This window comes from Rhodococcus sp. NPDC056516, assembly GCF_042794655.1.
Lineage (GTDB): Bacteria > Actinomycetota > Actinomycetes > Mycobacteriales > Mycobacteriaceae > Rhodococcus_F.
In genome coordinates this window covers 950,210-965,282 of sequence record NZ_JBHTTG010000001.1, presented here as the reverse complement: position 1 = coordinate 965,282, position 15,073 = coordinate 950,210, and the positions used below count along the sequence as shown (strand labels likewise).

Annotated in this window: 14 protein-coding genes; 9 read left to right on the top strand and 5 right to left on the bottom strand. The window is 61.7% G+C overall.

Translation table 11 applies throughout. The annotated features are described in order from the left end of the window. Window positions 1-32: 32 nt before the first annotated feature. From ACFQ6Y_RS04635 to ACFQ6Y_RS04615, 5 genes are all read left to right on the top strand, one after another. Window positions 33-653: a malonic semialdehyde reductase gene (locus ACFQ6Y_RS04635; RefSeq protein WP_378629558.1), complete on the top strand. Its 621-nt coding sequence runs from the start codon at window positions 33-35 to the stop codon at window positions 651-653. A gap of 300 nt (window positions 654-953) precedes the next feature. After that, entirely contained in the window at window positions 954-1,601 is a 648-nt protein-coding gene (locus ACFQ6Y_RS04630) for an ABC transporter permease (RefSeq protein ID WP_283302663.1), read from the top strand. After that, window positions 1,598-2,815, top strand: coding sequence for an ATP-binding cassette domain-containing protein (locus ACFQ6Y_RS04625; RefSeq protein ID WP_378531843.1), 1,218 nt, complete (start codon window positions 1,598-1,600; stop codon window positions 2,813-2,815). Before ACFQ6Y_RS04630 ends, ACFQ6Y_RS04625 begins: the two co-directional genes overlap by 4 nt. A 35-nt stretch (window positions 2,816-2,850) precedes the next feature. Continuing rightward, window positions 2,851-3,630, top strand: coding sequence for an ABC transporter permease (locus ACFQ6Y_RS04620; protein ID WP_378532752.1), 780 nt, complete (start codon window positions 2,851-2,853; stop codon window positions 3,628-3,630). Continuing rightward, window positions 3,627-4,622: a glycine betaine ABC transporter substrate-binding protein gene (locus tag ACFQ6Y_RS04615; protein ID WP_378629555.1), complete on the top strand. Its 996-nt coding sequence runs from the start codon at window positions 3,627-3,629 to the stop codon at window positions 4,620-4,622. The genes ACFQ6Y_RS04620 and ACFQ6Y_RS04615 overlap by 4 nt, the downstream gene beginning before the upstream one ends. Before the next feature lie 27 nt (window positions 4,623-4,649). On the opposite strand, the gene ACFQ6Y_RS04610 is transcribed toward ACFQ6Y_RS04615, so the two are convergent. The 5 genes from ACFQ6Y_RS04610 to ACFQ6Y_RS04590 all read right to left on the bottom strand — a co-directional run bounded on the left by ACFQ6Y_RS04610 (window position 4,650) and on the right by ACFQ6Y_RS04590 (window position 10,575). Further along, window positions 4,650-5,426, bottom strand: coding sequence for a trans-aconitate 2-methyltransferase (locus tag ACFQ6Y_RS04610; RefSeq protein WP_378629553.1), 777 nt, complete (start codon window positions 5,424-5,426; stop codon window positions 4,650-4,652). A 59-nt stretch (window positions 5,427-5,485) separates the two neighbouring features. Next, entirely contained in the window at window positions 5,486-6,523 is a 1,038-nt protein-coding gene (locus ACFQ6Y_RS04605) for a phosphatidylinositol-specific phospholipase C domain-containing protein (protein ID WP_378629550.1), read from the bottom strand. A gap of 67 nt (window positions 6,524-6,590) precedes the next feature. Continuing rightward, complete coding sequence (locus ACFQ6Y_RS04600; protein WP_378629548.1) at window positions 6,591-8,285, bottom strand: class I adenylate-forming enzyme family protein; 1,695 nt, start codon at window positions 8,283-8,285, stop codon at window positions 6,591-6,593. A 42-nt stretch (window positions 8,286-8,327) separates the two neighbouring features. After that, window positions 8,328-9,209: an acyl-CoA thioesterase gene (locus tag ACFQ6Y_RS04595; protein WP_378629546.1), complete on the bottom strand. Its 882-nt coding sequence runs from the start codon at window positions 9,207-9,209 to the stop codon at window positions 8,328-8,330. Between the two features lie 10 nt (window positions 9,210-9,219). After that, window positions 9,220-10,575 carry an MFS transporter gene (locus tag ACFQ6Y_RS04590; RefSeq protein WP_378629806.1) on the bottom strand — a complete coding sequence of 452 codons (1,356 nt, stop codon included), beginning with the start codon at window positions 10,573-10,575 and terminating at the stop codon, window positions 9,220-9,222. Window positions 10,576-10,873: 298 nt separating this feature from the next. Between ACFQ6Y_RS04590 and ACFQ6Y_RS04585 the strand changes: the two genes are divergently transcribed. The 4 genes from ACFQ6Y_RS04585 to ACFQ6Y_RS04570 all read left to right on the top strand — a co-directional run bounded on the left by ACFQ6Y_RS04585 (window position 10,874) and on the right by ACFQ6Y_RS04570 (window position 15,064). After that, window positions 10,874-12,040 carry a thiolase family protein gene (locus ACFQ6Y_RS04585; RefSeq protein ID WP_378629544.1) on the top strand — a complete coding sequence of 389 codons (1,167 nt, stop codon included), beginning with the start codon at window positions 10,874-10,876 and terminating at the stop codon, window positions 12,038-12,040. Between the two features lie 35 nt (window positions 12,041-12,075). Next, window positions 12,076-13,608 carry a long-chain fatty acid--CoA ligase gene (locus tag ACFQ6Y_RS04580; RefSeq protein WP_378629542.1) on the top strand — a complete coding sequence of 511 codons (1,533 nt, stop codon included), beginning with the start codon at window positions 12,076-12,078 and terminating at the stop codon, window positions 13,606-13,608. Between the two features lie 162 nt (window positions 13,609-13,770). After that, window positions 13,771-14,223 (top strand): MaoC family dehydratase N-terminal domain-containing protein, encoded by a 453-nt coding sequence (locus tag ACFQ6Y_RS04575; RefSeq protein ID WP_378629539.1) that lies wholly within the window; start codon window positions 13,771-13,773, stop codon window positions 14,221-14,223. A 37-nt stretch (window positions 14,224-14,260) separates the two neighbouring features. Next, a complete protein-coding gene (locus ACFQ6Y_RS04570) occupies window positions 14,261-15,064 on the top strand; it encodes an SDR family NAD(P)-dependent oxidoreductase (protein ID WP_003939967.1) in 804 nt (267 codons plus the stop codon). The last annotated feature ends 9 nt before the right edge of the window (window positions 15,065-15,073 follow it).

Here is a 15,073-nt window from a genome sequence, read left to right as displayed (position 1 = left end):
TCGGTGGAGCTACCACCGAACGGAAGCCCCTGATGTCTCTCGACGCAGCCACCCCATTCGCCGACCAGCAACTCGACCAAGCTGGCCGCGAACTCCTCTTCACCGAGGCTCGCACCGCCAACTCCTTCTCGAACGAACCTGTGACCGACGACGAGCTCACCGCAATCTGGGAGCTCGCGAAGTGGGCACCGACGGCGGCAAACACCAATCCGTTGCGAGTGCTGTTCATCCGTACCGAGGAAGGCAAAGCGCGCCTGGTCGAACACATGGCAGACGGAAACAAAGCCAAGACCGAGGCTGCTCCCGCAGTTGCAGTACTCGCCGTGGATACCGAGTTCTACAAGCACATCCCCAACCTGTTCCCCATCCGCCCGGAGATGAAGGACTACTTCGCATCCGACGAGGCTGCCGCCAGTTCGACCAGTCGGTTCAACGCCGCACTGCAGGCCGGCTACCTCATCCTCGCGATACGGGCCCAGGGCTTGGTCGCCGGCCCGATGGCCGGGTTCGACGCAGACGGCATCGACGGCGAGTTCTTCGCCGACGGACGCTTCAAGACCATCCTGGTGGTCAACATCGGCCATCCCGGCGAGAACCCGTGGTTCGATCGTCTGCCGCGACTCTCGAATGAGGATGCGCTCACCTGGGCCTGAGGCCAATTCGGACAAATGAAGCAATGCGGGAGAGTTCCTTGGAACTCTCCCGCATTGTCGTCTCCAGGACGTTTCAACGTCTCACGCAGCGGGTACATACCCGCGTCTCGCAAAATCTCACGTCCAGAACAACATCCGACACGCTGCAATCGGAATTAGTTGCAGTATCCGAGTTTTTGGACGACAGTCGAGACAAACCCCTCGGCCGACGTCGGCTGCGGGGAAAGCCCTTGTGCGCCGGTCGGTGTCGAGGGAAGACGTTCTTGCGAGCAGAAGTCCGAAGAAAGTGGGTTCGGAAATATGGGCGCGCTATGGGATTTTGTCGTTGCACGACGACAACAATTGATGACCGACTCGTACCTACATGTTTCAGCAGTTATCCAGTCCGTGATCATCGCGACGATTGCCGCCGTGATCATCGGAATTCTCGTCTACAGAAGCCCGGTCGGTTCGTCCGTGGCAACAGCTTTGGCCAGCACGATCTTGACGGTTCCTTCGTTCGCTCTTCTCGGACTGCTCATTCCGATACTCGGTCTCGGCGTCGCCCCCACGATCACTGCATTGATCTTGTATGCCCTGCTCCCGATCATTCGGAACACGATCATCGGCCTGGACGCGGTCAATCCGGCGATCACGGACGCAGCTCGCGGTGTGGGGATGAATCGCCTTCACGTACTCAGTCGAATCGAGCTGCCGATTGCGTGGCCGTCGATCCTTACCGGTATGCGGGTCAGTACGCAGATGCTCATGGGCATCCTCGCCATCGCGGCGTACGCCAAGGGCCCCGGTCTGGGAAACCTGATCTTCTCCGGGCTCTCGCGGGTCGGTAGCCCCAATGCTGTTCCGCAAGCGCTGGTCGGCACCGTACTCATCGTCATTCTGGCCCTGATCCTCGACGGAATCTACGTCGTCATCGGCCGTCTCACTACTTCGAAGGGGCTGCAATGACCGAAACCATTCCGTCCGACGTATCCGCAGACCAGAAGGTATCCGGAGTCGAGATCGTTCTCGAATCCGTGACCAAGCGTTACCCGGGCCAGAAAGCTGCAGCGGTGGACAATGTTTCACTGACTGTTCCGGCCGGTGAGATCGTGGTGTTCGTCGGACCTTCGGGTTGCGGCAAGACGACGACAATGCGCATGATCAACCGTCTGATCGAACCCACCTCGGGCAAGATCACCATCGACGGCAAAGACGCACTGTCCATCGACCCGGACAAGCTTCGCCGCGGCATCGGATACTCGATTCAGCAGGCAGGTTTGTTCCCGCACTTCACCATTGCGAAGAACGTCGCGACGGTGCCCGGCCTCATCGGTTGGGACAAGAAACGCATCGCGGCACGGACCGACGAGATGCTCGACCTCGTCGGTCTCGATCCGGACACCTATCGCGACCGGTACCCGCGCCAGCTTTCCGGCGGCCAGCAACAGCGTGTAGGCGTGGCGCGAGCACTCGCTGCCGATCCCCCGGTTCTGTTGATGGACGAGCCTTTCGGTGCGGTCGACCCCATCACCCGCGGCCTGCTCCAGGATGAACTGATGCGACTGCAGTCGGAGTTGGGTAAGACCATCGTCTTCGTCACCCACGATTTCAACGAGGCAGTCAAGCTCGGTGATCGAATTGCCGTGCTGGGCAACCAGTCCAGCATTATGCAGTACGACACCCCCGAAGCGATTCTCGCCAATCCCGCCAACGACATGGTCGCGGGTTTCGTCGGCGCCGACGCATCACTCAAGCAGTTGACGTTGACCCGGGTGCGGCAGATCAAGCTCAAGCAATGCCTCACCGCGCGCGAAACAGATTCGGTCGACGATTTGAGAACCGCACTCGCAGCGCGCAAGTGGAAGTGGGCCTTGATTCTCGATCAGCGTGGGCGACCGCTTCGCTGGGTCTCACCCGGCCACCTCGCTCATGCGTCGAGCCTCCGAGGTGTCGGCAACGAGATCGGTGAGGCCGTGTCCATCCAGTCCACCCTGCAGGATGCGTTGGAAGCTCTTCTCGCCGAGAGCAATGCGTCCACTGTGGTCACCGGACGGCGCGGCGAGTACGTCGGCCTCATCACGATCGATACTCTCGTCAGCCATCTCTCCGAGATGCGCGAGGAGCATGCCCACGATCACGACGAGGAGTCCGACGCCGAGAACGTCGAGGGTCGAATATGAGTGCCCCGACCGAAGAACGCGTCGCCGCTCCCGAAATGGAAACTGATGCTCCCGATCTCGGTGCCGCCGAGAATGCGGCCACCCGCCGAGCGGAACGGATGCGCCTGTACGTTCAGCCGGTCATCGTTCTGATCCTGGTTGCGGGCGTGTTGACCTGGGCATTCACTCGCGATCTCAACGCGACGCAGAAGGCCAGCATCAATCTCGACAACATCGTCACGCTGACGTGGCAACACGTGCTGATCACCGCAGCAGTGGTCATCATCGTCGTCGCCATCGCTGTTCCGCTCGGAACCTTGTTGACCAGGCCGAGATTCACCCGCTTGGCGCCGTTCTTCGTCGGTATCGCCAACATCGGAGCCGCGGCGCCGGCGATCGGCCTCCTCGTGCTGTTCTATCTCGCGACCAGAACAACGGGTTTCTGGATCGGTGTATTTCCGATCGCCTTCTATTCGCTGCTTCCCGTGCTGCGCAACACGATTCTGGGCTATCAGCAGGTGGACAAGACCCTCATCGACGCAGGGCGTGGTCAGGGAATGTCTTCTCTGACCGTGCTGCGCCAGCTCGAATTCCCGATGGCTGTCCCGTACATTCTTGCGGGCCTTCGCACTTCGCTCGTTCTGGCGGTCGGCACGGCGACGCTGTGCTTCCTGGTCAGTGCCGGCGGTCTGGGCATTCTGATCGACACCGGATACAAGCTGCGCGACAACGTGACCCTCGTGGTCGGTGCGGTACTGGCGGTGTCGCTGGCCCTACTGATCGACTGGCTCGGCGCGCTCGCCGAAACTTATCTCGGGCCCAAGGGATTACGATGACCAAGACTTCGATCACCAGAACGCGGGGCTGGAAACTCGCTGTTGCCACGCTCGGCCTCACACTCATCGCTTCCTGTGGCTTGGAATCCGGTGGCGCACTGCCCCTGGCCGTCGGCCCCGGCAGCATCGAGCCCGTTCCCGAGCTCGAGGGTGTGAAGATGACCGTCGGCTCCAAGGACTTCACCGAGCAGATCGTGCTCGGATACATCATCGAATTCGCGATGTCCGCTGCAGGCGCGGATGTTCGCGATCTCACGAACATCCAGGGCTCCAACAGCACCCGAGACGCTCAGTTGAACGGGCAGATCGATCTTGCGTACGAGTACACCGGAACCGGGTGGATCAACTATCTCGGAAACGAGACTCCTCTCCCGGACTCGCAGGCGCAGTTCGAGGCCGTCCGCGATGCGGATCTGGCCGCGAACGACATGGTGTGGACGGATCCGGCGCCGATGAACAATACGTATGCATTGGCGATGAGCAAGGCGACGGCCGAAAAGACCGGCGTCAAGACGGTTTCCGACTACGCGAAGTTGGTCGAATCCGACCCCGGCGCAGCGGTGACGTGCGTCGAGACCGAGTTCAACGTCCGTCAGGACGGATATCCCGGTCTGGCAGCCAAGTACGGCTTTGATGCGTCGCGCGCCCAGCGACAGATTCTGCAGACGGGCATCATCTACCAGGCGACAGCCGACAGCGACCAGTGCAAGTTCGGTGAAGTGTTCACCACCGACGGCCGCATCATCGCTCTCGACCTGGTTCTGCTCGACGACGATCTCCAGTTCTTCCCGAAATACAATCCGGCACTGGTGATGAAAAAGGACTTCGCGGAAGCACATCCGCAGGTAGCAGAAGTCATGGCACCGATCTCGGAGCGCCTGACCAACGAGGTGATGACCGAACTCAACCGGCAGGTCGACGTCGACGGCAAGGAACCGGCAGACGTGGCTCGCGACTGGCTGGTCTCGGAGGGGTTTGTCACCGCGCAGTGATCGGCTGACCGCAAGCCGGCCGAGTATCTACCGCTTGTGTCCCACGCAGAACACCCGCCGGAACGGAAACAGCGTTCCGGCGGCTGTTGCGGGATACGCCTCTCGCAGCAGATCGGAATACTGGCGCTCGAATTCCGGCGCGTCAGCTTCGCCGAGAACGTCGAGCACCGGCCTCAATCCCGTCCCCCGGACCCATCCGAGCACCGGGTCGGCACCTGCCAGCACGTGTACGTACGTCGTTTCCCAGGCGTCGACGTCGAATCCGTGTTCCTGGAGACGCTGCGCGTACGCAACCGGACTGTCGACGCCTTCCGGACCACGTAGGACGCCGCCCAGTCGCTCGCTCCACTCCGCGGACTCCGCGAGGTTCCGCATGAGTGAGTGGGACGGTGCATCGAAGTTGCCCGGAACCTGCCACGCCAGCCACGCCCCGGACGTCAGGGTGTCCGCCCACTGATCGATCAGCTCGCGATGACTCGGAACCCACTGCAGTGCAGCGTTACTGACGACGACGTCGTAACCTGTGGCGTCGAACGACATGATGTCCCCCAACTCGACGGTGACGTTTCCCGGTAGGTCTGTCGGGGCCTGCGCCACCATTTCGGGAGACGAGTCGAATCCGGATACCGACGCGTCCGGCCATCTTTCCCCCAGCATCGCGGTCAGGGTGCCTGATCCGCAGCCGAGGTCGGCTACGCGAATCGGGTCTTCGGTGGCCACCCGGGACACCAGGTCGACGAACGGGCGTGACCGCTCCCCCGAATAGCGGCCGTAGACTTCGGGATTCCACGTGACAGTGCGCATGAACCCATCCTGCACCCTGTTCCTGAGAATTGCCGCCCACCAGATCTTGTCAGCCGACATCACCGACGCGGCACCACGGTGGACAGTACGTTCGGCAACCTGGACCAGTCCGCGGTGATGTAACTCGCGTGCTCACCGGCCAACAGGTCGAGTCGCTCGCTCGCCTCGGCTTCCGAGGCATGGGTTCCGTCGATCTGCGGAGCGACCTTGTGCGCGTCGGTCATAACGAGGAGGTACCCCCGTTCGTGGTACCAACTCGGATCCACAACTCCCGCGGTGTACTCGAGGGCGTCACCGTCGAAAATCACGAACCACGGACGGATTCCCGGGTCGGCGTAGCGGTCGAGACGTGGGTCTCCCGGTGATGCCCGGTGAACAGCGGGAAAGGCGGCGCCGAGTTCGACGAGCCCGGCGGAGGACAGATCTCGCAGGTGCGTCGCATACTGCCGGTCGGTCCACTCCGTATCGAGAGGGTTTCCCTCCTCGATCGTTCCCGGTATCAGCTCGAACAGAAATTTTCCGGTCATTTCGGAGGTGCTCGGCCATCCACGCTCGGTGACGGCGGCATCCGGGGTCGGGTAAGACTCACCCATCAGAGCGGCCGGCGTGAAAACCGCGTCTCCGAGTGTCCCGAGTATCAGGGCGTCGAGATCCGCGGGGCCCCGTCCGTACCCGGCGGTGAACCCGTCCTTGAGTTCCACCTTGATCATCACCGGCGGATGCTCGGGATTGACTTCGTGCCACGCCCGCATATCTGCCAGACATCCGTGGAGTCCCTGATCTCGCGGGCCACTTCGCAACTCGGAGGCGTTCGATGCTCCGACGCAGTTGCTCTCGCTTGCCACCGGATTCATGTGCGACACACGCCAGTCCGGACCGCCGCCGTTGGTCCACAGGTCCAGCTCGAGCAACGACGCCCCGGAATCCAAAGCGTCGGCGAAGTACGAAAACGTCGCCTTCTCGTAGGAATTGTGGACCCCGACTGACGTGGTCTCGGAAAACGAGGGTGCTTGGTTCGTAGTCGTCTCGGCGCCGGCAGAGGGCGCCGAGACAATCACCGCGAACGCACACACACCGGCTACCAGGATTCCACGCATGTTCGACACTCTCGCAGAAAGTACGCCGCGACAGGACGGAATCGTCAGAGTTAACTGGACGATCGTCCTAGATTGCGTCGGCGGCGAGACTCTTCCGCAATTCGTTCTTCTGTATCTTTCCCGTTGCGGTGACGGGTAGCCGCTCGACGAACCTGATCGAACGCACCTTCTGATACGGGGCCACCTTTGCGGCCACGTAATCCGTCAACTCCCGTTCGAGCAATTGCGGGTCCGACGCAGACTTGGACGCAAAGTCGTGGTTCAACTGAACGAAGGCCGTCACACGCTCACCGACCATTGGCGCCTTCTCACCGACGACGGCCGCCTGCGCAACAGCAGGGTGCGAACACAGAATCTCTTCGAGCGGCTGCGGATAGACGTTGTAGCCCTTGTAGATGATCATGTCCTTCGACCGCCCCACCAGGAAAAGGTGCCCCGCCTCGTCCAGTCGCCCCATGTCGCCGGTCGCGAGCCAACCACCGCGGAACTGAACCGCAGTCAGTTCCGGCTGATTCTGGTACCCGTCGGTGATCTGCGGCCCGCGAGCCCAGACCTCACCGACCTCGCCGGGCTCGAGGACTGCAGAATTCTCGTCTCGGATCTCGAGTTCGGTGTCGAAGATCGCGACGCCGACGCTGTCCGGCGGCGTCGCGACAGGACTGTTCAAAGGCGCACCGGTCAGGCCCATCGTCGCTTCGCTCAACCCGTATCCCTCTGTGACCCAGGCATTGCCGAAAATCGACTGCAGGCTCCGCAGCGAAGTCGTGTCGAACGGGGCTGCACCGGAATTGATCGCACGCACGGAGGACAAATCGTGCGCTCCGATCTTGCTGCTCGCCAACAACGCGTAGTACATCGCGGGCGAGCCGGTGATGTGCGTGACGCCGAGGCTCTCGATGTCTGCCAACATCCGGTCCGGATCGAAGCGCCCGGTGAAGACAACCGTCGAACCGAGCAGTGTGCTGACGTTCTGTCCGACCAAGCCCAGACCGTGAAAGAGTGGTGCCACTGCGATGTTGACGCCTTCGCCCGGGACCAGCGCATGCGGACCGCGATCCGCGGCCGACTGCATTCGAAGCCCCCCGAGTTCGTCGAGTTCGGTGAGTAGCCCGGATCGCCAGGACGCCATCTGGATCACGTTCGAAACGAGGTTACGATTCAGTACGCGAACAGCTTTGGAGCGTCCGGTCGTGCCACCGGTCAGCTGCAGATGAGCGACGAGTTCCGGATCCACGCGGTACGACGCCAACGGTTGCGCTTGCAGTAAATCGTCGAATGCAAGGACTCGCTCCGGCAGAGCCGTTTCAGTCGCCGGCGCTGAGGGTGTCGTGGATACACACACCACTTCATCGACACACTGTGCATCCGCCGCCAGAACGATGCCGACGGATTCGGGATGCGAGATGACCACCCGCGCCTTCACATCGTCCAACTGATCGTGGAGACCGGCGGGCGGGAGAGTCGGATTGACCGGCGCCACAGCAGCACCCGCGCACAGCACCCCGTAGTACGCCACGACGTACCACAGGTTGTTCGGCATGTGAAGAGCCACGACGTCTCCCGGTTGTACCCCCAGTGCACGCAATCCCCCGGCCGCTCGTCGTGCATGGTCGTGCAACTCGGCGAAGGTGAGTGCAAGATCGCCGTCTTGCAGCGCAATTCGGTCAGGGTACGCGCGAGCAGCTCCCGCCAGAACTAAGTCGATTCCCGTCGTCGGATAGTCGAGGCATCGAGGCATATCGGTCGGCCAGGCGAGCGTCATGAGTAGAACCTCCAGCTGTTCGGTATGGATGGAATGAATCTTCTAGTCGATCCGGCGGACCAGCGACTCTTGAACGACAGTAGCTACCAAATCGCCTTGCCTACTCCAGAAGTGCCCACTCGACAGACCCCGACCGTCACAGGACGATGGGCTGCTCTGCGAGAAGAGCATCCAGTCGTCTGCACGGAAGGGTCGATGGAACCACACAGCGTGATCGAGGGAAGTCACGATCGCCCGGGATTGCCCCTTGAGCATCGAGCGATGCGGTTGGATGTCCAGTGACGCTGTCGACGCCAGTGTCATGTCGGAGCCGTACGTGAGGGCACAGACGTGAAGCAACGGATTGTCGGTTAAGGCCTGAGCGGGTTTGAGCCACACCGTCTGCTCTGAAAGTCCCGGTACTGCACGGTGGTCCGATACCCGATCCTGCGGAACGAAGCGCAGGGACATCACTCGGACTGTTGTCGCGGCCTGGTACTCCTCAGGCCGCTCTTTCGCCCAGTGCTCGTACGGATCCGGAAGTTCCTCGGGTGGCGGCACTTCGGGCATCTCCAACTGCCGGTTCGCGCCGCCTTCGGGCAGTTTGAAGGAGGCCGACAACGTGAATATCGGTTCGCCATCTTGTCTCGCAGTGACTCGGCGGGAGCGATACGACCGCCCGTCTCGGAGTCGTTCCACCTCGTAGACGATCGGTTTCGTGGGATCGCCCGCACTGAGGAAATAGCCGTGCAGCGAGTGCGCAAGATTTTCTGCTGGAACGGTACTGCCCGCGGCGGTCAGAGCCTGAGCCGCCACCTGCCCGCCGAACGCCCTCATCGGATGCCCGGCATGGCAGTAGCCGCGAAACTCGTTGCTGCTCAGCTTTTCCAAGGCGAGTAGGCTCTCGAAGTCAGGCGAAACATGATGATCGAGTACGAAGGTCATCGCGATCGGCCTATCGGGCAGCAACAACGGGAGCGTTGGGGCGCACCAAGTTCTTGTCACGGGCAGGGTCGATGATGACGATGCCGACAACGGCCACGATGATCGCAACCCCACCGAGGATCTGAAAGGCGGTCGCGTAGCCGTCGCCACCGTCGCCGGCCGCGTCGACGATGCGTCCCATCATGTACGGCGCGATGAAACCACCGAACGCCATGAGCGACAGGAATACCCCGAGCACCCCGGAAATTTGCCTAGGTGGGCACAATTCGCTGACACAGGCATTGAGAAGCGGGAGCACCGGAGTACATATCGCGTAGCCCAAGGACACCATGAACACGGCCATGACAGGCGTGCTGACGAAGGGCAGGAAGACCAACATCGTGCCGCCGATCAGCATGCCGACCGCAGGAAAGACCACCCGAGCAGCCCGCATGCTGACGCCTTTGGTGATGAGCCTGTCACTGAACCAAGTACTACTCAACATGATCGCAAGGCCGATGAGACTGGGGATGGAGAACATCGAACCGGCCTGTAGTCGCGAATAGCCAAGGCCCAGTTCGAAGTACGACGGCAACCAGGTGAGGACCACCGCTGCCAGTGCATAGGCAGCTGCAATGAGCAGAACTCCGCCGATGAAGGTGCGGGTACGAAAGATGTGCAGCCAGGGCACAGCCGGCTCAGAGTCAGTCGCGGGCGACGATGCCGGATCCGAGTCTTCAGGGCCCGAGTCGGCAACATCGGCCTTACCCGAGCCGCCACTGCGGCCGTACGGGCCTTCCTTCCACACTGCCAGCCACAGCACAGCCCACAACAGACCCGCGATCGCCAATGCGACCAATGCAGAACGCCAGCCCCAGGTGACGGCGACGTAGGCGAGGATGGGCGCGATCGCAATCTTCGCGATCGACGCCGAGCAGGTCAGGACGGCTCCCGGCAGTCCGCGCCGCGCGGGCGCATGCCAGGAGTACGCGGCGGAGAACAGCAGGGGCGAGTTCGGCCCTTCGGCGAAGCCGAGAATCATCCGACTCACCAGCAGGGTCACGAAGCTGGCCGAGAGAATGAGGGGCAACATCGCCACGGACCACAGGACCACCAACAGGACGAGCGCCCAGCGCAGTCCGAGCCACTTGTCGAGAGCGCCCGAGAACAAGCCACCGAGCGAGAGCATCAGAAAAAAGGCACTACCGGTCAGACCGATGTCGGAAGCGGAGAGTCCCAACTCCTTGGCCAAGGGCTGAGCGATGATGCCGAGGACTGCTTTGTCGGCAAAGTTGATGACATACATGGCGACCAGCACGCTGGTCATCCCCCAGGCCACTGTCCTGGATTCGCCTGCTTCTCCGAGCTTGGCCCGAGGTCGGTTCACCTGCTGTTCGAGTACCACTAAATCTCCTTGAACTGGTAAGGGAAGATTCGCCACGGCTTCGCCATCGACGCCCGACATGACCGAGCTGGTGATGGGCATCACATCGTGAACTGAGCAGAATTCAACCACTAAAACAGCTTCCCAGCAAGCAATTCGGCAGATAATGTGAATTTGTCATAACTTGATGGAGCATCAAGTATCGAATCTGGTCGCTATCGATTCAATAGTTAGCGCACATTCACTTATTTCATCGCACACGAAGACTCCGACCTCGAAGTCGGTAACGAAGGAGCAGGCCATGAACGACGCTGTCATCGTCGACGCAGTTCGCACACCGATCGGAAAGCGGAACGGAGGGCTGTCCGGGGTCCACCCGGTCGACCTGTCCGCGCATGTCCTTCGCGCCCTCACCGAACGCAACGACCTCGACCCGAGCACAGTCGACGACGTCTTGTGGGGCTGCGTCAGCCAGGTCGGAGAGCAAGCCGGCGGCGTCGGCCGATACGCCGTGCTCGCCGCGGGCTGGCCCGAATCGGTCACCGGTGTGACCGTGGACCGGGCGTGCGGATCTTCGCAGCAGTCCTTGCATTTCGCCGCGGCCGGAATCATCAGTGGCCACTACGACATCGCCGTCGCCGGCGGCGTCGAAAGCATGAGTCGCGTCCCCATCGGCTCCGCACGCAGCGCCACCCAATTCGGTAAGCCGTTCGGCCCGCTGGTCCGCCAGCGATACAACGGAGTGGAGTTCAACCAGGGTGTGGGCGCAGAAATGATCGCCGAGAACTTCGGGTTGACCCGAACCCAACTGGATCAGCATGCACTCGACTCTCACGAGCGAGCATCCGCGGCGATCGACTCGGGCGCCTTCGAGAATCAGATCAGCCCGGTGAAGACGACGGCCGAGGACGGCACCGTGTCCGTCGTCGACACCGACGAGGGCGTCCGGCGCGGGTCGACTCTCGAGCGATTGGGCGCGCTCCCCACCCCATTCAAGGACGATGGACGTACCACCGCTGCAAACTCGTCACAGATCTCCGACGGCGCCGCTGCGCTGCTGGTCACCAGTAGCGCATTGGCGGCGCGCAGAGGGTGGAAGCCGATCGCCCGAGTCCACACCGTGGCGTTGGCAGGCGTCGACCCGATAACCATGGCTACCGGCCCCATCCCGGCCACCGCCAAGGCGCTCGAGCGTTCGGGACTGTCACTGTCCGACATCGGGGCATTCGAGATCAACGAGGCATTCGCTTCGGTCACTCTGGCTTGGCTGCAATCGACCGGAGCCGACTACGCCAAGCTCAATCCCCTGGGCGGAGCGATGGCACTTGGCCATCCCCTCGGCGGTTCCGGCGCACGCTTGACGACGACTCTCGTACACCACATGCGCGACAACGGTATTCGGTACGGATTGCAGTCGATGTGCGAGGCCGGCGGTCAGGCCAATGCGATGATCCTGGAACTGATCTGAATCAGACCTCGCGCCCGAACCCTTGGAGGAAGCACATGCAACTGACTCAATTCGTTCACCGATCCATGCGGCAGGCCCCGGAAACCCCGATGACGGTGTTCGGAGATCGGGTCCGAAGCTGCCGGGAATCGGTCGAGCGAATCACGAAGCTGGCGGGTGGGATGCAGGCAATGGGTCTGCAACCCGGCGATCGCGTAGCGATACTGGCTTTGAATTCGGACTGGTACCACGAGGTGCTGATCGCCTGTTGGTGGTCGGGAGCAGTGGCCAGTCCCGTCAATACCCGTTGGAGCCCAGCGGAAATCACGTACGCGCTCGAGGATTCCGGCTCGACGTTCCTGCTGGTCGACGACAACTTCGCTTCCACCGCGAGCACCCTCCGCGAATCGTGCCCAACTCTGGCAACCGTGATCTACTGCGGCGAAGGACAGGTTCCCGAAGGAATGCTCGACTACGAACTGGTGATCTCGGAATCGAGTCCCGTTGCCGATCTACGCGTCGGTGGCGACGCTTTGGCGCTTCTTCTCTACACCGGCGGCACGACGGGCGTGCCCAAGGGTGTGATGGTCAGCCATCAATCGCTGATCACTTCGGCTTTGGGGACACTCGCCGCGGGAAATGTCGCCGTCAGCGGCGGAGTGAACCTCGCGGTCAACCCTCTGTTCCACATCGCCGGCATAGTCGGATGGTTGGCGCAGTCGTTGATGGGCGGGACTCAGGTCTTCCTGTCGAAATTCAGTCCGGGCGTATTTCTCGAAGCAGTCGACCGCTATCGGCCGACGACTGTCGGCCTGGTCCCGACGATGCTTCAGATGTTGATCTCGCACGAGGACACGACTTCCTACGATCTGACCAGTGTTCGGGTCCTGAGATACGGTGCATCCCCCATTTCTCCGACACTCCTGCGGCAAGTCATGCGCATGTTCCCCAACAGCGCCTTCGCGCAGGGCTACGGGATGACGGAAACCGCCCACATCAGTGTTCTCAGCCCCGCCGACCACCTGGAAGGCGGCGAGTTGCTCCGAAGCGCCGGTCGCATTCTCCCGCACTGCGAAGTCCGGATCGTCGATCTGGCCGGAACGGAACTGCCTCCGGGAGAGATCGGCGAAATCGTCACGTTCGGCAGTCACATCATGCTCGGATACTGGAACAAACCGACCGAGACCGCAGAGGTACTACGCGACGGATGGATGCACACGGGCGATGCGGGATACCTCGACGAGCGTGGTTACCTGTTCATCGTCGATCGCATCAAGGACATGATCGTCACCGGCGGCGAGAACGTCTACTCCACCGAGGTCGAAAACGCCTTGGCTCGACACGAATCCGTGGCAGCGTGCTCTGTCATCGGACTACCCGATTCACGGTGGGGCGAACGCGTGCATGCCGTAGTAGTTCTTCGAGCGGAATCGACCGTCGACGCCGACGCACTACGCGCGCATGTGAAGTCCCTCATTGCCGGGTACAAAGTTCCTCGCACCTTCCAGTTTGTCGACGCGTTGCCGGTCAACGGTGCCGGCAAGGTACTCAAACGCGATCTGCGTGCATCGGCCGCAGCGCCGGAGTAGCCAATCTCCGAGCCAAGCGCGGAACCGACCATCACTTGCAGGGAGTTTTCAAATTCCTTGACAACTGCACCTATCTCGGTCAAAGTGAATATGCGCTAACCGCGATTCGAAACTCATTCATCAGCTGGCGGACACTTTCGCCCAGATTCCGAGGAGTTTGTCATGACCAGCCTCGACGCCGGAGTCATCGGCACCCGAATTCCCGAACACTCGGTGGAGGTCGAGCGCGGACGGCTCGCCTTCTTCGCGCGCGCCACCGGTCAGGACGACCCGATCTACACCGACCGGAACGCCGCCGAACAGGCCGGACACCGCGACATTCCCGTCCCGCCGACGTTCTTTTTCTGCCTCGACATGGAGCGGCCGAATCCGTCCACCTTCTACGCAGATCTCGGAATCGACATCCGGACGATCCTGCACGGCGAGCAGGAGTTCACCTATCTCCAGACCGCTTATGCAGGCGACACCCTCCGTTTCTCCACCACGGTCACGGATTGCTACGCGAAAAAGGGTGGTGCACTGCAGTTCCTGGTTCGCACCACCGAGGTGACACGTGAGGGAGAAGCGATAGCAACCCTTCGCTCCACCACGGTCATCCGCGATCCCCGAGCTTGAAAACACTCATTCCACCTAGACTGCAAGGACATCGAACATGGGCACTCTCGACGGCAAGGTCGCCATCGTCTCCGGTTCCGGCCGCGGCATCGGCCGTGACATCGCACTCCGTCTCGCTTCCGAAGGCGCATCCGTAGTGGTCAACGACCTCGATCCCGAACCCGCCCACGAAACGGTCGAAGACATCAAGGCCGCGGGCGGACACGCAATCGCTTGCGTCGGATCCGTGACGGACGACGATTTCGCCGAACGATTTGTCGGCACCGCGATCGATGCGTTCGACGGACTCGACATCATCGTCAACAACGCCGGATACACCTGGGACACCGTCATCCAGAAGATGACCGACGAGCAGTGGGACACCATTCTCGACGTCCATCTGAAGGCGCCTTTCCGCATTCTTCGGGCCGCCCAGCCTTACATCAAGGCCAACCCCACCGATTACCACCGCAAGGTCGTCAACATCTCCTCGGTGGCCGGCCTCTACGGAAACCCCGGACAGTCCAACTACGCAGCTGCAAAGGCCGGAATCGTCGGACTGACAAAGACTCTCGCCAAAGAGTGGGGGCGCTACAAGGTCAACGTCAACGCAGTTGCCTACGGGTTCATCCTGACTCGCATGACCGAAGCGGTTGCCGGCGACGATTCGTTTGTCGAGATCGGTGGCCGCAAGATCAAGGCCGGTGTCAGCGCCGCTGTCATGGAACGAGTCAAGACGTCCAACCCGCTCGGACGTCCGGGTACTCCCACAGAAGCTGCCGGCGCTGTGTACGTGCTCTGCACGCAGGACACCGACTACGTCAGCGGACAGTGCCTGACCGTCGATGCCGGCTCGCGCTAGTCTCCCTAC